This window comes from Sutcliffiella cohnii, from assembly GCF_002250055.1.
In the GTDB taxonomy this organism is placed as follows: domain Bacteria; phylum Bacillota; class Bacilli; order Bacillales; family Bacillaceae_I; genus Sutcliffiella; species Sutcliffiella cohnii.
Genome location: NZ_CP018866.1, coordinates 3,205,661 through 3,225,403, shown reverse-complemented (window position 1 = coordinate 3,225,403; position 19,743 = coordinate 3,205,661). Strand labels below are relative to the sequence as shown.

Sequence of the window (19,743 nt, the reverse complement as noted above, 5' to 3'; positions counted from 1 at the left end):
ACACTACTTAGTGTTTAGGACTTGTTAGGGGGGTTATCGCATTGAAGAAGACATTGTTAACTTTATCGTCTGCAGCAATTATGCTTGGTGGCTTAACTGGATGTGCTGCTGGAAACCAAGCTACTGGTAATCCAGGAACAGATAACCGTACGGAGAACACAAGGCCAATCGGTTATTACACAAGTGAGAACAATCCGTATGCAACGAATGTAAACAACCGTACAAACCGTTACACGGATCATAGTGGTAACGCATACGAGTTAAGAGACAATGACGGTCCTATTATTGAGATGATGGATAGAGCCATTATAAATGGTGACCGTAATGCTCAAAGAAACAATACACTTACAAACCGTACAGGAAATAATGATCGAGGATTATTTAATGTAACAAATAGAGGTCAGAATCAAGCAAATAGAGGTTTGTTTAACGATACAACTACTCGAACAAGGACTCAAAACGATACAGGTATGTTTAATAGAAATCGTAATCAAAACGATGCGGGACTATTTAACGTAACGAATCGTAATAACAATCAGAACATTGGGTTTAACAACAGATACACACCTAGAGCCAATGAAGGCAGAGGTTTATTTAATGTTAATACCCGTAATGACCAATATGCAGATACAAATTACCACCGACACCTAAACTCCACTGCATCTCGTGGAAAACCATCTTACTATAACAATTACCAAGGTGAGTTGACAGAGCAAATAGCAGCTCGTGCTTCTCGAGTGCGTGGTGTTCGAGACGTTAGAGCGGTAGTGTACGGTAATGACGTTCTTGTTGCTGTTGATACAGAAGCGAATGCAAGTGAAACGCAAGTAACGAGAGATGTACGTAGAGCCGTCGATCCTTTAGTAAGAAATAGTGATGTTCGTGTAGTTACGGATGAAGGTACATTTAATCGCGTGCGTAATGTTGACAACGATATTCGTGATGGTGGCCCGATGGAACGTCTAAATGAAGACATTCGTTCCCTATTCCAAACTGTAACACCAGGACGATAAAGACAAAGGAGCAATCCATAAAGTGAGTGAATCTTACTTTATGGGTGCTCTTTTTTTAGGCGTAGTTTTAATTTTAATGGTAGACAACCATGCAAGCGAAATTTTGCTTCATGGAGAACGAAAATAATAGTGACTTGTATTTGACTCATGCTATATTTTTTTCCTGTCAAGGTCAAGAACTGAGAGTGGAACGGAGCGGAAGGTGCGAGACTCCTGCGGGAGTAGCGTGAGCCTTGAGACCCCGCACGTAGCGTAGCGAAGGAGGAGGCTCAAGCCACGCCCGCGGAAAGCGAGTACCTGCAGCGAAGTGAAACGGACTAGGTTAAAACATATAACGTCAATCAATGTTGTGTATAATCAAATGCTTTTTTTCATGCAAGATTATTTTCAAAGTAAATCTATGCAAAAGAATGCTCTACATTACCATCGGAATTAAAACAAACATTTTTCTGAAAATTACGCCTTTAATAACTACCCTCTTTTTTTGGTTAAAACTTCTATGTTTGGTCAAAATAGAAAATGAAAATATAGTTATTAACCAAAAAAAAGAATGTGAGGGGAGTCCTATGAAACCCATCATTCCGAAACAGATCATCATTATTTTTTCATCTTTCTTCATTTTTTGTACAATTTTGTACACAACCCTTGAAATAAAAGGGAATGCAGAAGTAAATAAACGAAATAATGACCAATTGATGGAAGAGCTAGATGAAGCATACGAAGTAACCGGTCCTTTAAAGCTAACAGTCGTTTTGGAAAGAATATACGTAGACGGTGAAGTTAGTGAAGAAGTGTTAGAAGAGACTATTTGGGCAATGGAAGACTTTTGGGCTGATTATGAGGATTGGCAATTAGTTACTCAAGATGAGGAACAAGTCGTTTTTCAAATGCATATAGATGATATTTCACCTTTACTTAAATCGAATGGATATTTTGGCATTACAGAAGAAGGAATATTAACGATATTTGATGGAAAACCAGATGCAAAATCTAAAATAATACAATCCTTTTACCAAATAGATGTAGAAAAATTAGAAAGCCATAAACATAACCTATTAAAAAATGGGATTAAAGTGTTCTCAAAAGATGAATATGAACAAGTACTAGAAGCGTTTAAAGCGTATTCGGCACAGCCTCATTAGACTAGCTATCTTTAGCTAGTCTTCTTTCATTTAAGAAACTGGAAAGTAATCTTTTCTCTTCCCGTACGAATGTTCTTCTTTTTATGGTAAAATAGTAGTTGATTGCTAATGATAGGAGAGTATTAAGTTGATTGAATTTTTAAAAGGATATATCGATTACGTTAGTCCAGAATATATAGTGTTAAATGTAAATAATGTAGGCTATCAAATTCATACGCCAAATCCGTTTATATATCAAGTTCGTGAAGAAAAGGTAGTAACTATTTATACATATCAACATGTAAGGGAAGATGTTTTAGCTCTTTACGGTTTTCAAACTCGTGAGGAAAAGAACTTATTTCTGAAATTATTAAATGTTACTGGAATAGGACCTAAGGGTGCGCTAGCAATTATTGCAACAGGTGAGCCAACTCAAGTAATTCATGCGATTGAAAATGAAGATGAAAAGTATTTAACGAAATTCCCTGGCGTTGGAAAGAAAACGGCACGCCAAATTATTTTAGATTTAAAAGGGAAATTGCAAGATGTTGTACCAGAAGCATTCCCTAGCCTTTTTGAACCGGATATTAATGTTGCCACTTCGAGTAGTAATACTGCATTTGAGGAAGCGGTAGAAGCATTAAAAGTATTAGGGTATGGGGACAGAGAAATCAAAAAGATTACCCCAACTCTAAGCAAAGAAACTTTAACAACCGATCAATATGTGAAGAGAGCTTTACAACTTCTTCTTCAATAGGTGGTGAAACTTGTGGATGAACGAATTATTTCTCAAACTGAAAATGCTCAAGACCAAGAGTGGAGTTTACGCCCTCAATCTTTAAAACAATATATTGGGCAAAATAAAGTAAAAGAAAACTTAGAAGTGTTTATTGAAGCTGCAAAGATAAGACAAGAAACACTTGATCACGTTTTGTTATATGGCCCTCCAGGGTTAGGGAAAACGACACTAGCTGCCATTATAGCAAATGAGATGGGTGTACAATTGCGGACAACGGCTGGGCCTGCTATTGAAAGACCGGGTGATTTAGCTGCTATTCTTTCTTCACTCGAGCCAGGAGACGTTCTTTTCATTGATGAAATACATCGTCTTCATCGTTCTATCGAAGAAGTGCTATATCCAGCTATGGAAGACTTTTGTTTAGATATTGTAATAGGTAAAGGTCCAAACTCTCGCTCCGTTCGATTAGATTTACCACCATTTACATTAGTCGGTGCAACAACGAGAGTAGGACTTTTAACTGCCCCGTTACGGGATCGTTTTGGTGTGTTAAGTAGATTAGAGTATTATAATGAAACGCAATTGACGACAATAGCTTTAAGAACGGCACAAATATTAGACATTGGTTTAGATGAATTAGCAGGATTGGAGATTGCAAGGCGTTCTCGCGGGACTCCTCGAATTGCTAATCGTTTATTACGAAGAGTACGTGATTTTGCTCAAGTTTTAGGGAAAGATATTATAACGGAAAACTTGGCCAATGAAGCACTTGACCGCCTTCAAGTCGATCGACTTGGCCTAGATCATATCGATCATAAGTTTATACTCGCTATTATTGAAAAATTTCGGGGTGGTCCAGTAGGGCTTGATACTATTTCCGCAACAATCGGAGAGGAATCTCATACTATTGAGGACGTATATGAACCGTATCTTTTGCAAATTGGCTTTTTGCAACGAACACCGAGAGGAAGAATCGTAACAGATTTAGCATATCGACATTTTAACTTGGAGGTGCCAACAGAATGACTGAGCTTCCTAAAATGTTAATGATTTTAGGTGGAGTGTTGCTTTTAATCGGTTTATTGTGGCAGGTAGTCGGGAAAATTCCTGGAGATATCGTCGTGAAAAAAGGGAATTTTACTTTCTTTTTCCCTATCGTTACGTCTATTATTATTAGTGTTGTTTTAAGTTTAGTTTTTTATTTCATCGGTCGGTTTCGATAAATTTTTAAAAAGGAAGTTTTGTGTATGAAAGTAGATTTATTTGATTTTCATCTACCAGAGGAGTTAATTGCTCAAATACCACTAGAAAATAGGGAAGCTTCTCGGTTAATGGTATTAAACAAAGAGAATGGGAACGTTGCGCATGAGCCATCTTTTCGCTCCATTTTACAATACGTGCAAGCTGGGGACTGTCTTGTATTAAATGATACGCGAGTTTTACCGGCCCGTTTATTTGGAATGAAAGAAGATACAGGTGCAAAGGTTGAAGTGCTACTTCTAAAACAAGAAGAAGGAGACGTTTGGGAGACACTTGTTAAACCAGCAAAACGCGTAAAAAAAGGAACCATTATAACATTTGGTGATGGAAGGCTCAAAGCTGTTTGTGTGGAAGAAAAAGAACACGGTGGCAGAATGCTTGAATTCCAATATGAAGGTATTTTTTATGAAGTGCTAGAAGGTTTAGGTGAAATGCCACTTCCACCGTACATAAAGGAACAATTAGATGACCAAGAAAGGTATCAAACTGTTTTCGCTCGGGAACGAGGCTCTGCAGCTGCTCCAACAGCAGGCTTGCATTTCACGGAAGAGCTACTAGAAGAGATGAGAACGAAAGGTGTACATATCGCTTTTATTACTCTTCATGTCGGATTAGGTACATTCCGTCCAGTAAACGTCGATAATATTGAAGAGCACGACATGCATGCGGAGTTTTATCAAATGACAGAAGAAACAGCGAATGAGTTAAATACTGTCCGTGAAAATGGTGGGCGTATTATTACGGTTGGCACAACAAGTACTCGCACGCTAGAAACGATTGTAAGCGAACATGGAATGTTTAAAGAAGCAAGCGGTTGGACAAACATATTTATATATCCAGGTTATACGTTCAAAGCAATTGATGGAATGCTAACGAACTTTCACTTGCCGAAATCAACATTAATTATGTTAGTAAGTGCGTTAGCAGGAAGAGACAATGTTATTCACGCGTATGAAGAAGCAGTAAAAGAAAAATATCGTTTCTTCAGCTTCGGTGATGCGATGTTAATTTTGTAAAAGAGATGAGTATAAGGAGTTTCAAAAATGACAGCAATTAAATATGAGCTTATTAAAACTTGTAAACAAACGGGCGCAAGATTAGGGCGTGTTCATACACCACACGGTTCTTTTGAAACACCAGTTTTTATGCCTGTAGGAACATTAGCAACAGTAAAAACAATGTCTCCTGAAGACTTAAAGCAAATGGGAGCAGGGATTATATTAAGTAACACATACCACCTCTGGCTTCGACCTGGGCATGAGATTGTCAAAGAAGCAGGTGGCTTACATAAATTTATGAACTGGGACCGCGCCATTTTAACAGACTCAGGTGGATTCCAAGTATTCTCCTTAAGTGAATTTCGTAAAATTGAAGAGGAAGGCGTTCACTTCCGTAATCATTTAAATGGAGACAAGCTATTCCTATCCCCTGAAAAAGCGATGGAAATCCAAAACGCACTAGGTTCTGATATTATGATGGCATTTGATGAATGTCCGCCATATCCGGCAACGGAAGAATATATGAGACGTTCCGTTGAGCGTACTTCTAGATGGGCAGAAAGATGCCTAACTGCTCATAAGCGTCCAGAAGACCAAGGTTTATTTGGTATTATTCAAGGTGGAGAATTCGAGCATCTTCGTAAACAAAGTGCGAAAGATTTAGTTTCATTAGATTTCCCTGGCTATGCTGTTGGTGGATTGTCAGTAGGGGAACCGAAAGATGTCATGAATCGTGTGTTAGAGTTCACAACTCCATGGATGCCTGATAATAAGCCTCGCTATTTAATGGGAGTAGGCTCACCTGATTCATTAATTGATGGTGCTATTCGTGGAATTGATATGTTTGATTGCGTGTTACCTACACGAATTGCTCGTAACGGTACATTAATGACAAGTGAAGGCCGTCTCGTTGTAAAGAATGCTAAATTCGCTCGTGATTTTGACCCAATTGATCCAGAATGCGATTGCTACACATGTAAAAATTATAGTCGTGCGTACATCCGACACTTAATAAAATGTGACGAAACATTCGGAATACGACTTACAACTTATCATAACCTGCATTTTCTGTTAAAATTAATGGAGAATGTCCGCCAAGCGATTCGAGAAGATCGTCTTGGGGATTTTCGAGAAGAGTTTTTTGAGAAATATGGTTTTAATAAACCGGGGGCAAAAAACTTCTAACTTTAAAAGTATAGAAAAGGGATAAAGGAAAGGAGGTTGAGACAATGGGTGATATTTTTAGTTTAATTTGGCCATTACTATTAATGTTCGCTATTTTTTACTTCTTACTAATTCGTCCACAACAAAAACGTCAAAAAGCGGTTCGTGATATGCAAACGAGCTTAGAAAAAGGCAACAAAGTTGTGACAATTGGAGGTCTTCACGGTATCATCGATGCACTTGATGAAGATAAAGTTGTTATCAAATGTGGAGATGGTTCACGCCTTACATACGATCGTCAAGCGATCCGCGATGTAAATAACGACTAATATAAAAACCGCAAGTTCTATTTTTAGAACTTGCGGTTTTTACTATGCTTTCGCTGCAGTTAAGTTAACTCCGATAATTCCACCTAAAGTAGCGATACCAACAAAAGCTCCGTGATAAATTAATTGTTGTAACGTAAATAAAGAATCACTACCTAAGTATTGAAATAAGAAAATGATCATCGTATATAAGCCACCAGTAGCGGCTCCTAATAACCAGCCTTTTTCTTTTCCTTTCCCACCCGAGACGAAACCACCAATAAATAATGCTAAAAAAGATAGTGCTAACACTACCCAAGCGATAGACCCTTCTTGTAATGTTGTAAACTTAAGTAGGAATGAAAAAATTAAACTTGTTGCTACAGCAATTAAAAAGATTGTAATAAGACCATACATGACGGCCAAACTGAGACGTTTTGATTCCATCGTGAAACACTCCCTTCTTCTTCTTGTACATGCTTTGTAATACAAGCATATTCACGGACAATAAATTTAGAATCAGAACCTGTATCGGACAAGCTAAATATTTTTTTATTGCAAAAATTTAATCTCATTATGTTTGTATAAAAACTGCACATACTAAGTCGTAACGATTGTTTATGTGGGGGAGAAATGAAATGATAGAGGAATATTTCGTTATAATTACAAGAACCATTTTTTTATATGTCGTCATTCTGGCGATTTTTCGTTTAATGGGAAAAAGGGAAATTGGTGAATTGAGCATTTTAGATTTAGTCGTCTTCATTATGATCGCCGAAATGGCAGTTGTTGCGATTGAAAATCCAACGGATGCGATGGGTCATACTTTAATTCCGATGTTAACGTTAATGGCAATTCAAATATTGCTCGCTTATATTTCACTCAAAAGTCAACGTTTTCGCAGTTTTATAGACGGAGAACCAACCGTCATCATCAATAAAGGTAAAATAAATGAAAAGGCGATGCGGAAACAAAGGTATAATTTTGATGATTTACTTGTTCAATTAAGAGAACAGCAAGTTAAAAATGTGGCGGACGTTGAATTTGCCATTTTGGAACCATCGGGAAAACTTTCTGTTTTTGAAAAAGATAAAAAGAAATCGAAGAAAAAAGAAGCAACATTAAATTTACCGTTAATTGTTGACGGAATTATCCAAACGGATCACCTAGAGCTCGTTGATAAAACAGAAGTTTGGTTACGACAAAATTTACGAAAACGAGGCTATAAAGACTTTAAAAAGATCTCCTTTTGCAGTTATGATAACGGGGAGTTTTTTATTGACTTAATAGATGAAGAATAAATGAAAATCGACCTCTTCATATTAGAGGTCGATTTTGTCACTTTAACAGTTTATTTAGAAACGGGATTCTAGCAAATTCTTCTCGTTTTACGAGGCCAAACACCGTTAATAATAGTGTGTAAATAATAGTTAATACTGAAATGAATAGTAAAGTTCTGCTAATTGTGCCGAAAGACAATAGTAGATGATCCATCATCCAATTACCGAGCAAAACACAACCTACAATGATGACAATTCCTTTTGCATATTCGCGTACATATATAGTGTACGATAGTACTTTCATAATCGTACTCATATGCAATAATGTAACTAAAACAAATCCAATAACAATTGCTAACGCTGCTCCCATTATACCTAAGCCAGGTTGGGATGCTAGTAAAAAAATCGCACCAGTTTTAACAAATGCTCCAATGAAGCTATTGATCATTGCCGCTTTCGCTAAATCTAAAGCTTGTAAAGTTGCTTGCAGTGGACCCTGGAAGTAGTAAAATAGTATAAAAGGGGCTATTACTTTAATATATATAGCCGAATTACTATTGCCATACATAAGTAGCATTAACGGTTCCGCAAAAACGTATAAAACTACTAACGCAATACCACCTGTCGCAAAGCAAAGTCTCAATGCTTGTTGAAGACGATGTTCAATTAATAACGTATTTTTTTTTGCTGCTGCCTCACTAATAGCAGGAACTAGCGCAGTCGATAAGGAATAAGTAATAAAGGACGGTAAAAATACAAGTGGAAGAGCAAACCCTACTAATTCTCCATACTGTCTCGTAGCAAGGCTCGTTGCAACACCGGCTAAGGCTAAACTTTGCGCAACAACGATCGGTTCAAAAAACCAAGCAATGGAGCCAATCATTCTACTACCAGTAGTAGGAACAGCAATTCTCATTAAATCATTAAATGTTTGTTTACCTTCACCGATATAATGGAAAAATTTCGAACGTAAACGAAACCGTTTTTTAAATTTAAACATGAAAAGCATGTAAAGTAGGGACATTAATTCACCAATGACAGCTGATAACATAGCACCTGCAGCAGCATATTCAATCCCATAAGGTAGGAAGGCTTTCGTGAATGCAGCTACGAGTGTTATTCGAACAACTTGTTCAATTACTTGAGAGATAGCAGCCGGTTTCATATTTTGTTTTCCTTGGAAATATCCGCGAATTACCGAGGATATCGCAACAATTGGCACAACAGGAGCAATTGCGAGTAATGGATAATACGTTCTCGCATCTGTAAATAGCGTTTCAGATAGTAGCGGTGCTAATAGGATTAATGCAGGTGTAAATATAATACTTAACGTACCAGTTACAGAAAGAGAAACAACTAGTATTTTTTTAACTCTACGTTTATCTCCAGTTGCTTCTGCCTCTGCCACGAGCTTCGATATAGCAACAGGCAAACCAAACTGAGTAATCGTAATCGCCAATACGAGAGTTGGAACGGCCATCATATATAGCCCGACACCTTCTTCTCCGATAAGTCTGGCAACTACAATTCTATTAATAAAGCCAAGTATTTTCGTTATAAAGCCTGCTACGATTAAAATTAACGTTCCTTTAATAAAGGTTTGCTTCGTCATTTAGTCTCTGCCTCACTTTTTGCACGTGTCTTTTTCCTATGTATATGCTTGTACATAGTCCGAGCATGACAAGAAGAGGAGAAATAATCTATTAATGGGGGTTTTTGAAAATGAAAAAAGAAAAAGAGCATGCATATGATCTTTACCGTTTTGACTTAGAACCTGTTTTAAAAAGTAAAGTAGATGAATTTCACATGCTAGGATATGACAGTGTAACAGTAGATGGGTTGTGGGAATGCTTAACGAACAAAACATGGAGAAAGCCGTCCGATAAGAGGCTCCATGAACTAGTTTCGGACGTTTATCACTTAAAAGTAGCAGAATACATGAGCTACATCACAATAGAGGCATACAAAGCACCAAACTTTTTTGGGGAGAAATTATAAAAATAACATTACATTAAAAGGGAATTTATAAAAAATGTAGTTCTGGCTAAATTGGACTTTTGTTTTGTACGATGAGTGAAACGTAGCGGAAGGTGTGAGACTCCCTCCCCGCGGAAAGCGAACACCTGCAGCGAAGTGCAACGGACTAACTAAAACCTATAACAACAATCAATGTTGTAAATAATGAAATGTTATATTCCGTAAACACGTATTTGTAAGGTGGGAATTTTGAAAGCTTCGTTATCATTATTCCAGTAAGAATATAATAAAGACGAGAATTGACAGGTATAATTTGTTGTTTCATAATAAACGTATTGCCTATTAAATAGAAAAACTTTTTGCAATAATACATATGTTTTTTCTGATTACCCGTAGGTCAGACAGCTTTTGTCATTCAAAAGGAGGATTTTTTATTCATGGTAAAAAGAGGCCGAATAGTTGCATTCTTTCTAGTACTTGTTTTAATTGCAAGTATGATCGGTTCATCAACGAACTGGATTACAAATAATATGAAGCTTGGTTTGGACTTACAAGGGGGCTTTGAAGTACTTTACGAAGTGAAATCTGTAAGTGGAACCGACATTGATCGTGAAATGCTCGTTAGTACAGTAAGTGCTTTAAACAAGCGTGTTAACGTATTAGGGGTAAGTGAACCACGAATTGATATCGAAGGTGAAAACCGGATTCGTGTACAACTTGCAGGAGTAGAAGATCAAACAAACGCACGTGAACTGTTATCAACAGAAGCAAAACTAACATTTCGTGATATTAACGACAACCTTTTAATGGACGGAACAGACCTAGTTGAAAATGGAGCAACGCAATCGTTTGATCAGTCAAATAGACCAAGTGTTGCTTTAAAAATTAAGGATGCTGAGAAGTTTAGAGAAATAACGAGAGAACTATCTTCTAAATTATATCCAGAAAATATGATGGTAATCTGGTTAGATTTTGAAGAAGGTGTCGATTCCTTTGCAGAGGAAAGACAAAAAGATGAACCTAAGTATTTATCTGCTGCTACAGTAGAGCAAGTCTTTCACCAGCCAGAAGTTCAAATTCAAGGTCCGACCTTTACTGTTCCAAGTGCAAAAGAACTTGCAGACCTTTTAAATGCAGGTGCTTTACCAGTTGAATTAGAAGAAATATATTCTACGTCTGTTGGAGCACAATTTGGTGAAACAGCATTGCAAAAAACAGTATTTGCAGGTGCAGTTGGGATTGCGATTATATTCTTATTCATGCTAATCGTTTATCGTGTTCCAGGATTTGTTGCAGTTGTAACGTTAAGTTTATATATTTTCCTCGTTTTAGTAGTATTTAACGCAATGAATGCTGTGTTAACCTTACCAGGAATTGCCGCGCTTATATTAGGAGTCGGTATGGCTGTTGACGCAAACATACTTACTTATGAACGTATAAAAGAGGAACTTAAATTAGGTAAGTCGATGATGTCGGCATTCCGAGCAGGTAATCGAAACTCTCTAAGTACTATTTTAGATGCAAACATTACAACATTGTTAGCAGCAGCAGTTATGTTCGTTTATGGTACAAGCTCTGTACAAGGATTTGCGACGATGTTAATTGTGAGTATATTAATTAGCTTTTTAACTGCTGTTTTAGGTACACGTCTATTACTAGGACTTTGGGTGTATAGTCGAGCATTAAACAATAAACCGCATCTCTTCGGATTAAAGAAAGAAGAGATTATGGATATTAAAGATACGAAAGAAGATACAGTTCCACCAAACCGATTTGAAAATGTAGATTTTATAAAGCATCGTAAAAAATACTTTATATTCTCCACGACAATGGTTGTAGTTGGTATTATTTTGTTGAGTACGTTAAAGCTGAATTTAGGGATAGACTTTGTCAGCGGTACTCGTGTAGAAATTATGGCCGACACCACTATTTCAGCAGAGGCTGTAGAACAAGAATTAGCTGAAATTAATTTAGAACCTAGAGATGTGGTGTTGTCAGGTGCTAATAAAGAAATTGCTGTGGCTAGATTTATAGATGAACTGAATCAACAAGACATTGCTACAATTAAAGAACATTTAAAGGCTAAATTTGGTTCAGAACCTAATGTAAGTTCTGTATCACCAATAGTTGGCCAAGAAATATCACGAAATGCCTTTTTTGCAGTCTTAATAGCAGCAGTGGGAATTATTATTTACGTAACAATCCGTTTCGAATGGATTTTTGCTGCGTCTGCTATTATTGCACTTTTCCATGATGCGTTTTTCATCGTTGCCTTTTTTAGCCTCGTTCGACTAGAAGTTGATTTGACATTTATAGCTGCAGTATTAACGATAGTAGGTTATTCGATAAATGATACAATTGTTACGTTTGACCGAATACGAGAAAATCTAAAAAAGAAAAAGCGTGTGAAAACATTTGATGATTTAGCAGAAGTGGTAAATGTAAGTTTACAACAAACGTTTACCCGTTCTATCTACACAGTAGCAACTATTCTATTTGCAGTTGTTGCCTTATTGATTTTTGGTAGTGAATCGATTACGAACTTCTCGGTTGCGCTTCTTGTAGGACTAGTTGCAGGTACGTATTCTTCCTTATTCTTAGCTTCTCAGCTATGGTTAGTATGGAAACATAAACAGTTAATGCGTCCGAAAAAAGTAACACCTGAAGATGAGCTTGAACCAGAAGTATAAGTTGTTGAAAAAATGTCGCTATAAGTAGCGGCATTTTTTTATGCTAGACAAAATAGTCTTTGTAAAAGAGCTGGAGGGATAAGTAAAATATACTTCCCGTTTCAATAGTACAAACAGATTTATAAAACGAGAATAAACTAGTAATAGTAGAGCTTGTTTTAGAAACGTTGAAATATTTAGCCTCATTTACGGAAAAAAGGGTACAATATATAGAGTAGAAAAGACAAGAAGGGATCGAGTGATATTGGATCAAAACGAAAGGTTTAAAAAAGCCGAGTTTGCAGCGATGGTCGGTATCGTTGGGAACATCATACTAGCAATTTTAAAAGCAATCGCAGGAGTGCTAGGAAACAGTAGAGCGTTAGTAGCAGATGCTGCTCACTCTGCCTCAGATGTAGCTGGATCCATTGCTGTTTATGTCGGGTTAAAAGCTGCAAAACGACCACCTGATGAAGACCATCCATACGGACACGGAAAAGCAGAAAATATCGCAGCGATTATCGTTGCTGTATTATTATTTTTTGTAGGAGTAGAAATTGGTAAATCTTCATTTGCAGCCTTCTTTGAGGAAATTGAAGCTCCAAAAATGATTGCTGTCTATGCAGCGATCATCTCCATTATTGTGAAAGAATGGATGTTCCGATATAAATATAACCTAGGTAAAAAAATAAAAAGTGACGCCATCATTGCAAACGCTTATGAACACCGTTCGGATGTATTTTCATCCATTGCAGCTTTAATTGGGATCAGTGGAGCGATTATCGGTGGAATGATCGGATTAGATTGGCTCGTATATCTTGATCCAGTGGCTGGGTTGTTTGTGGCCGCGTTAATTATTAAAATGGCTTGGAATTTAGGAAAAGAGTCGATTCATAATACGATGGATCACGTTTTACATGATGAAGATGCAGAACACTTTAAACAAATAGTCGTTACAGTTCCTGGAGTATTAAAGATAGATGAGCTTCACGCGAGAGAACACGGTCATTATGTTATTGTGGATTTGAAAATTTCAGTTGACCCATATATTACTGTCGAAGAAGGACATAAGATCGGAAAGAATGTTAAGCAAAAACTCATGGAGACACAAGAAGTACAAAACGTTTTTGTTCACATAAACCCTTATAACGACGATTCAGACAGTTCAAATGGAAGTGGGGCATCATGAAGGGCCAATGGTATTTACTAGCAGGGATTATTTTTGCCATCATTATTGCTATCTTTGCTGTATTGAATGTGTCACCTGTTGAAGTAAACTTTTTATTTGGAACAGCCCACTGGCCTCTAGTACTGGTCATTCTTTTTTCCACTCTTATGGGCGGAGTTATTGCTGGATCATTAGCGATATATCAAATTGTCGTGCTTAAAAAACAATTAAAAAAAGTCCAAGCAGTAAACGGAGAAAACAAACTTTCCGAAAACAACCTAGAACCCCACGAATAAAGAGTCGCTCACACCGAGCACTCTTTTTTTGTGCGTACGCGATGCTTTATCAACAACATCAAACCACCATCCTATTTTCAAGGCAAACATAATTGAAATTGAATTTGCTCCATGGAGAGTAAGAATAGTTGGTCTAGAACTGCTACAATATAAAAATTAGGACCGAGAGTGGAACGGAGCGGAAGACACTTGACTCCAGCGGGAGGTAGAGGGAAGGTCGAGACCCCACAGGCGAAGCCGAGGAGGCTCGACTCCCTCCCCGCGGAAAGCAAGTGTCTGTAGCGAAGTGAAACGGACTAACTTTAAACGTAAATAACAAAAAGCAATGCCTTAGTTCTAATTGCGATTTCCTTTCTCCCAACTATTTTTCATTGAACGCCTAATTCCTCTCTAGTATAATAATGAAGGTTGGGGGGAGTTTCGGTGTTATTATCAAAATCTCGTTGGAATATAAAAAAGCCAAATGAAGAAAAAGTGAAAGAGCTAGTAGACACATTAAAGGTAACACCTCTAATTGCTACTCTTTTAGTCAATAGAGGCATTGAAGATGTAGAAGAAGCCTCATCTTTCCTTAATATTAATGAAATGGATTTTCACGATCCATTCTTATTAGAAGATATGGAAAAAGTAGTAGAAAGAATCAAAACCGCTGTACAGAAAGAAGAAAAAATTCTTGTCTTTGGTGACTATGATGCTGATGGTGTAAGCAGTACGACAGTTTTATTAACAGCACTTCAAGAAATCGGGGCAAGAGCGGACTTTTATATACCTAATCGTTTTACAGAAGGTTATGGACCAAACGAAACAGCCTTTCGATGGGCAAAGGAACAGAATTATACGTTAATCATAACAGTTGATACAGGTATTTCTGCTCACCATGAAGGGGAAGTTGCGAAAGAGTTAGGTCTTGACTTAATTATTACTGACCACCATGAACCAAGTCCAACATTACCAGAATCGTATGCTATTATTCACCCGAAAAAAACAACATGCTCTTATCCTTATAAAGAGCTTGCTGGAGTAGGAGTCGCCTTTAAAGTAGCTCATGCACTGCTCGGTAGAGTACCAGAACATTTAATAGAAATTGCAGCGATAGGAACAATTGCTGATTTAGTCCCTTTAACCGGGGAAAATCGATTAATCGCGTATCGTGGTATTCGTCAAATGAAGAGTACAACAAGAGCGGGATTACGTGCTTTATTTCAAAAGTGCGGTGTGGACATGGCCAATATTACAGAAGAAACAATTGGCTTTACAATCGGTCCTAGAATAAACGCAGTTGGTCGGCTAGCAGATGCGGATCCTGCTGTTCATCTATTAATGGCAACTACTTATGAGGAAGCAGTTGCGTTAGTAGAAGAAATAGATGGTTATAATAAAGAGAGACAACAAATTGTTGCTAAAATTACAGAAGAAGCGATAAAACAAGTAGAAGAAAAATATCCTCCAGAAGAGCATTCTTTCATTATTGTGGAAGGTTATGATTGGAATGCAGGGGTTATCGGAATTGTTGCCTCAAGATTAGTGGACAAGTTTTATCGTCCAACAATCGTTTTAAGTCTTGATGATAAAACTGGTTTAGCGAAAGGATCAGCTCGCTCGATTAAGGGATTTGATCTTTTTGAACATTTATCCGATTGCCGTGATATATTACCGCATTTCGGTGGACATCCAATGGCTGCTGGGATGACGTTAGAAATGAAAAATGTTCATGAGCTACGCACTCGAATGAATAGAAAAGCTAGTGAGATATTAACAGAAGAGGATTTTATTCCTATTACAGATGTTGATATGCAATGCGAACTAGAAGACATTTCGCTGCAAACGATTGAACAACTGGAAAGACTCGCTCCGTATGGAGTTGCTAATCCTAAACCAAAAGTAGTTGTTCCGAATGCATCTCTTCAACAAATACGACAAATTGGAAGTAATAATACACATCTTAAATTAATGATTGAAAAAAATAACGAATCGTTAGATTGTGTAGGCTTTGGATTTGGGGATGCATATCATGAAATATCACCAAGTTGTAAAATTCATGTTTTAGGTGAGTTATCGATTAATGAATGGAATAATATAAGGAAACCACAGTTGTTTATTCAAGATATCAAAATAGACGAATGGCAATTATTTGATATCCGTTCTAGTAAACAGTTATCCAATACGTTAAAACAATTAAATAAAGAAAAAGCAAGGTTAGTTCATTTTTCGAGTGAGGCGTTACACGACTTGCCTATTGCAGAAGAGTGGAAAAGTAATTCATTGCATATAGTTGATATAGAAAATTATCGTTTTTCGGAGGAAACGCATTTAATATTATTAGATTTACCAACTGATGAAGAACAGTTAATTTCGTTAATTAAACTAGCTAAACCAACCCGAATATATGCCAGCTTTTACCAAAGAGAAAATCACTTTTTCTCCACAATTCCTACTCGTGACCATTTTAAGTGGTTTTACAGCTTAATTATGAAAAAAGGATCAATCGATTTAAATCGATATGCAGAAGATATCGCAAAAACTAGAGGTTGGTCAAAAGAAACAGTAGATTTTATATCACAGGTGTTTTTTGAATTAGAATTTGTTACAATAGACAATGGCTTTATTTCATTAAATAGTGGGTCCATGAAACGAGACTTAACAGAATCGCGAACCTACCAGAAGAAACAAAAGCAAATAGAGTTGGAAAATAAATTTTTATACTCAACGTATCACCAATTAAAAACGTGGTTTGATGAGCATGTAAACGAACTACGAACCGTTTATTCATAGGAGGAATAAAGAAGATGGATTTAAAGAAATATGTAACGATAGTACCTGACTGGCCAAAACCGGGCATTCAATTTAAGGATATTACAACATTAATGGATAATGGTGAAGCATATAAGTATGCTACAGATAAAATTGTTGAATATGCTCGTGAAAGAGAAATTGATTTAATCGTTGGGCCAGAAGCAAGAGGGTTTATTATTGGATGTCCCGTTGCTTACTCTTTAGGTATTGGTTTTGCGCCAGTCCGTAAAGAAGGAAAACTACCTCGCGAAGTAGTAAGAGTTGAATATGGTCTTGAGTACGGTAAAGACGTATTGACGATTCATAGAGATGCTATTAAGCCAGGTCAACGCGTATTAATTACAGATGACCTATTAGCGACAGGTGGTACGATTGAAGCAACAATTAAGCTCGTGGAAGAACTAGGTGGGGTAGTGGCAGGTATTGCTTTCCTTATCGAACTATCATACTTAGACGGTCGCACTAAATTAGACGGCTATGACATTTTAACGTTAATGAAATATTAATAATTTACAACTAGAGTGGAAAATTTCACTCTAGTTTTTTCTATATACCTCTAGGAAAGAGTGTTTTTACTATTTTTTACACTGTTGCCTTAAAAAATTTGTCGACAAATTTCTATTTTCTTTGCAGAAGCCCTTTACATTGCGTTGAAATTTAATGATAATAATTACAATATACAATTATTTATAAAATACAAAGATTGGTGTTTATATATAAATAATAATAAAAAATAGATGGTTAAAAGGTGAGTATAAAAATGGCCAATGAGCAAGTTTTAACTGCAGAGCAAGTAATTAATAATGCGAGACGTTATTTGCGAGATGAAGATATTATATTTTTAGAGCAAGCATACAACTTCGCAAAAAATGCTCATGCAGAACAATACCGTAAATCGGGTGAGCCTTATATCATTCATCCGATTCAAGTCGCTGGTATTTTAGTCGATTTAGATTTAGATCCATCCACGATAGCAGCTGGATTTCTTCATGATGTAGTGGAAGATACAAGTGTAACGTTAGAAGAAATAAGCGATGCTTTTAATGCGGAAGTTGCCATGCTAGTAGATGGTGTAACAAAGCTTGGTAAAATAAAATTTAAATCAAAAGAAGAACAACAAGCGGAAAACCATAGGAAAATGTTTGTTGCGATGGCTCAAGATATTCGTGTTATTTTAATCAAACTTGCTGACCGCCTTCATAATATGCGTACGTTAAAACATTTACCTCAAGAAAAACAGCGTCGTATTTCTAATGAGACGTTAGAAATATTTGCGCCACTAGCTCACCGCTTAGGGATTTCAAAAATAAAGTGGGAATTAGAAGATACTGCACTAAGATATTTAAACCCTCAACAATATTATCGAATTGTTAACTTAATGAAGAAAAAGCGTGCGGAACGTGAAGAATATGTGGAAGAAGTAATGCAAGAAGTTCGTGACCGTTTAGGAGAGGTTAACATTCGTGCGGAGCTTTCCGGTCGACCAAAGCATATTTATAGCATCTATCGCAAAATGGTTCTTCAAAATAAACAGTTTACAGAAATTTATGATTTATTAGCTGTTCGGATTATCGTAAAGAGTATAAAAGATTGTTACGCAGTACTAGGGATTATTCATACGTGTTGGAAGCCAATGCCTGGTCGTTTTAAAGACTATATTGCGATGCCTAAGCCAAATATGTACCAGTCTTTGCATACGACTGTTATTGGACCAAAGGGTGACCCATTAGAAGTACAAATTCGAACAGAAGAAATGCATCAAATTGCAGAGTTTGGTATCGCCGCCCACTGGGCATACAAAGAAGGAAAACCAGCAAATGAGCGAGCCTCTTTTGAAGAAAAATTAACTTGGTTCCGTGAAATTTTAGAATGGCAAAATGATGCAACAAATGCAGAAGAATTTATGGAGTCGTTAAAAATTGACTTATTCTCCGATATGGTATTTATTTTTACTCCAAAAGGAGATGTAATCGAGCTACCTTCTGGTTCCGTTCCAATTGACTTTGCCTATCGAATACATTCGGAAATTGGAAATAAAACAATTGGTGCAAAAATTAACGGCAAAATGGTCACGCTTGATTATAAATTAAAAACGGGCGATATTATTGAAATATTAACATCTAAACATTCTTATGGACCAAGTCAAGATTGGTTGAAATTAGCGCAAACATCACAAGCGAAAAATAAAATAAGACAATTTTTTAAGAAACAGCGTAAAGAAGAAAATGTGGAAAAAGGCCGTGACCTTGTAGAGAAAGAAATAAAAAATCAAGATTTTGACGTAAAAGAAGTATTAACTGCTGAAAATATTAAACGTGTAGCAGAGAAGTTTAATTTTGCAAACGATGAAGATATGTTTGCTGCGGTTGGATATAATGGGATTACTGCTTTACAAGTAACAAACCGTTTAACGGAAAAATTACGTAAAAAACGTGACCAAGAACAACAGTTAACGGATTTAGCTGAACCAATCGAAAAACGCAGGCCTGATACGAAAAAGAAAAAAGATGCGGGTGTCGTTGTTCAAGGAATTGATAGTCTGTTAGTACGCCTTTCCAAATGTTGTAACCCTGTGCCAGGAGATAATATTGTTGGTTTTATTACGCGAGGTCGAGGAGTCTCTGTTCATAGAGACGATTGTCCTAATGTAGTTAGTCCAGATGCAAATGAGCGTTTAATTGAAGTGCAGTGGGAAAGCGATGTTAAATCAAGTAGAGAGTATAATGTTGAAATTGAAATCTCTGGATATGATCGCCGTGGTTTATTAAACGAAGTACTACAAGCAGTAAATGAAACGAAAACAGACATTACGGCTGTTTCAGGTCGTTCTGACCGCAATAAAATGGCTACAATTCATATGGCTATTGCAATAAAAAATGTCAGCCACCTCCAAAAAGTTGTGGACCGTATTAAGCAAATATCAGATATTTATTCAGTTAGAAGACTAATGCATTAAAAGA

18 protein-coding genes are annotated in these 19,743 nt (G+C 36.8%); 16 read left to right on the top strand and 2 right to left on the bottom strand.

The features are described from left to right. The first annotated feature begins 41 nt into the window (after positions 1 to 41). The 8 genes from BC6307_RS16210 (at position 42) to yajC (ending at position 6,624) form a co-directional block, all read left to right on the top strand. A complete protein-coding gene (locus BC6307_RS16210) occupies positions 42 to 1,013 on the top strand; it encodes a YhcN/YlaJ family sporulation lipoprotein (protein ID WP_066414318.1) in 972 nt (323 codons plus the stop codon). A 566-nt stretch (positions 1,014 to 1,579) separates the two neighbouring features. After that, positions 1,580 to 2,155, top strand: coding sequence for an intercompartmental signaling factor BofC (locus tag BC6307_RS16205; protein ID WP_066420849.1), 576 nt, complete (start codon positions 1,580 to 1,582; stop codon positions 2,153 to 2,155). A 127-nt stretch (positions 2,156 to 2,282) separates the two neighbouring features. Beyond that, on the top strand, positions 2,283 to 2,891 hold the full coding sequence (gene ruvA, locus BC6307_RS16200; RefSeq protein WP_066420851.1) for a Holliday junction branch migration protein RuvA: 609 nt from the start codon (positions 2,283 to 2,285) through the stop codon (positions 2,889 to 2,891). A 12-nt stretch (positions 2,892 to 2,903) separates the two neighbouring features. Then, entirely contained in the window at positions 2,904 to 3,899 is a 996-nt protein-coding gene (gene ruvB / locus BC6307_RS16195; protein ID WP_066420852.1) for a Holliday junction branch migration DNA helicase RuvB, read from the top strand. Then, the gene (locus BC6307_RS16190; RefSeq protein WP_066420853.1) at positions 3,896 to 4,096 is read left to right on the top strand and encodes a DUF2905 domain-containing protein; all 201 of its coding nucleotides are present in this window, start codon (positions 3,896 to 3,898) and stop codon (positions 4,094 to 4,096) included. Before ruvB ends, BC6307_RS16190 begins: the two co-directional genes overlap by 4 nt. A 24-nt stretch (positions 4,097 to 4,120) precedes the next feature. Then, positions 4,121 to 5,149: a tRNA preQ1(34) S-adenosylmethionine ribosyltransferase-isomerase QueA gene (gene queA, locus BC6307_RS16185; protein WP_066420855.1), complete on the top strand. Its 1,029-nt coding sequence runs from the start codon at positions 4,121 to 4,123 to the stop codon at positions 5,147 to 5,149. Between the two features lie 27 nt (positions 5,150 to 5,176). Then, positions 5,177 to 6,316: a tRNA guanosine(34) transglycosylase Tgt gene (gene tgt, locus BC6307_RS16180; RefSeq protein WP_066420856.1), complete on the top strand. Its 1,140-nt coding sequence runs from the start codon at positions 5,177 to 5,179 to the stop codon at positions 6,314 to 6,316. Between the two features lie 44 nt (positions 6,317 to 6,360). Then, positions 6,361 to 6,624: a preprotein translocase subunit YajC gene (gene yajC, locus BC6307_RS16175; protein ID WP_066420858.1), complete on the top strand. Its 264-nt coding sequence runs from the start codon at positions 6,361 to 6,363 to the stop codon at positions 6,622 to 6,624. A gap of 42 nt (positions 6,625 to 6,666) precedes the next feature. On the opposite strand, the gene BC6307_RS16170 is transcribed toward yajC, so the two are convergent. Continuing rightward, positions 6,667 to 7,047, bottom strand: a complete 381-nt coding sequence (locus BC6307_RS16170; RefSeq protein WP_066420860.1) for a TIGR04086 family membrane protein — start codon at positions 7,045 to 7,047, stop codon at positions 6,667 to 6,669. Positions 7,048 to 7,238: 191 nt separating this feature from the next. On the opposite strand from BC6307_RS16170, the gene BC6307_RS16165 reads away from it, so the two are divergent. Beyond that, positions 7,239 to 7,901, top strand: a complete 663-nt coding sequence (locus BC6307_RS16165) for a DUF421 domain-containing protein (RefSeq protein WP_066420861.1) — start codon at positions 7,239 to 7,241, stop codon at positions 7,899 to 7,901. A gap of 37 nt (positions 7,902 to 7,938) precedes the next feature. Here BC6307_RS16165 and spoVB read toward each other — a convergent pair whose 3' ends face one another. Next, the gene (gene spoVB, locus BC6307_RS16160; RefSeq protein WP_066420862.1) at positions 7,939 to 9,492 is read right to left on the bottom strand and encodes a stage V sporulation protein B; all 1,554 of its coding nucleotides are present in this window, start codon (positions 9,490 to 9,492) and stop codon (positions 7,939 to 7,941) included. Between the two features lie 110 nt (positions 9,493 to 9,602). Here spoVB and BC6307_RS16155 point away from each other — a divergent pair, with 110 nt between their 5' ends. The 7 genes from BC6307_RS16155 (at position 9,603) to BC6307_RS16125 (ending at position 19,739) form a co-directional block, all read left to right on the top strand. Then, entirely contained in the window at positions 9,603 to 9,878 is a 276-nt protein-coding gene (locus BC6307_RS16155; protein ID WP_066420864.1) for a post-transcriptional regulator, read from the top strand. Positions 9,879 to 10,294: 416 nt separating this feature from the next. Next, complete coding sequence (gene secDF, locus BC6307_RS16150) at positions 10,295 to 12,547, top strand: protein translocase subunit SecDF (RefSeq protein WP_066420865.1); 2,253 nt, start codon at positions 10,295 to 10,297, stop codon at positions 12,545 to 12,547. 244 nt (positions 12,548 to 12,791) lie between these two features. Continuing rightward, complete coding sequence (locus BC6307_RS16145) at positions 12,792 to 13,715, top strand: cation diffusion facilitator family transporter (protein ID WP_066420867.1); 924 nt, start codon at positions 12,792 to 12,794, stop codon at positions 13,713 to 13,715. Further along, the gene (locus tag BC6307_RS16140) at positions 13,712 to 13,990 is read left to right on the top strand and encodes a LapA family protein (RefSeq protein WP_066420866.1); all 279 of its coding nucleotides are present in this window, start codon (positions 13,712 to 13,714) and stop codon (positions 13,988 to 13,990) included. The genes BC6307_RS16145 and BC6307_RS16140 overlap by 4 nt, the downstream gene beginning before the upstream one ends. A gap of 423 nt (positions 13,991 to 14,413) precedes the next feature. After that, complete coding sequence (gene recJ / locus BC6307_RS16135; protein WP_066420808.1) at positions 14,414 to 16,762, top strand: single-stranded-DNA-specific exonuclease RecJ; 2,349 nt, start codon at positions 14,414 to 14,416, stop codon at positions 16,760 to 16,762. A 14-nt stretch (positions 16,763 to 16,776) separates the two neighbouring features. Next, positions 16,777 to 17,289: an adenine phosphoribosyltransferase gene (locus tag BC6307_RS16130; protein WP_066420807.1), complete on the top strand. Its 513-nt coding sequence runs from the start codon at positions 16,777 to 16,779 to the stop codon at positions 17,287 to 17,289. A 254-nt stretch (positions 17,290 to 17,543) separates the two neighbouring features. Then, the gene (locus tag BC6307_RS16125; RefSeq protein WP_066420805.1) at positions 17,544 to 19,739 is read left to right on the top strand and encodes a RelA/SpoT family protein; all 2,196 of its coding nucleotides are present in this window, start codon (positions 17,544 to 17,546) and stop codon (positions 19,737 to 19,739) included. Positions 19,740 to 19,743 lie beyond the last annotated feature (4 nt).

Excerpts from the sequence above, each read along its gene's own strand:
- BC6307_RS16205 (WP_066420849.1), top strand. The coding sequence starts at position 1,580 with ATGAAACCCATCATTCCGAAACAGATCATCATTATTTTTTCATCTTTC.
- BC6307_RS16190 (WP_066420853.1), top strand. The coding sequence starts at position 3,896 with ATGACTGAGCTTCCTAAAATGTTAATGATTTTAGGTGGAGTGTTGCTT.
- queA (WP_066420855.1), top strand. The coding sequence starts at position 4,121 with ATGAAAGTAGATTTATTTGATTTTCATCTACCAGAGGAGTTAATTGCT.
- tgt (WP_066420856.1), top strand. The coding sequence starts at position 5,177 with ATGACAGCAATTAAATATGAGCTTATTAAAACTTGTAAACAAACGGGC.
- yajC (WP_066420858.1), top strand. The coding sequence starts at position 6,361 with ATGGGTGATATTTTTAGTTTAATTTGGCCATTACTATTAATGTTCGCT.
- BC6307_RS16170 (WP_066420860.1), bottom strand. The coding sequence starts at position 7,047 with ATGGAATCAAAACGTCTCAGTTTGGCCGTCATGTATGGTCTTATTACA.
- BC6307_RS16165 (WP_066420861.1), top strand. The coding sequence starts at position 7,239 with ATGATAGAGGAATATTTCGTTATAATTACAAGAACCATTTTTTTATAT.
- spoVB (WP_066420862.1), bottom strand. The coding sequence starts at position 9,492 with ATGACGAAGCAAACCTTTATTAAAGGAACGTTAATTTTAATCGTAGCA.
- BC6307_RS16155 (WP_066420864.1), top strand. The coding sequence starts at position 9,603 with ATGAAAAAAGAAAAAGAGCATGCATATGATCTTTACCGTTTTGACTTA.
- secDF (WP_066420865.1), top strand. The coding sequence starts at position 10,295 with ATGGTAAAAAGAGGCCGAATAGTTGCATTCTTTCTAGTACTTGTTTTA.
- BC6307_RS16140 (WP_066420866.1), top strand. The coding sequence starts at position 13,712 with ATGAAGGGCCAATGGTATTTACTAGCAGGGATTATTTTTGCCATCATT.
- BC6307_RS16130 (WP_066420807.1), top strand. The coding sequence starts at position 16,777 with ATGGATTTAAAGAAATATGTAACGATAGTACCTGACTGGCCAAAACCG.
- BC6307_RS16125 (WP_066420805.1), top strand. The coding sequence starts at position 17,544 with ATGGCCAATGAGCAAGTTTTAACTGCAGAGCAAGTAATTAATAATGCG.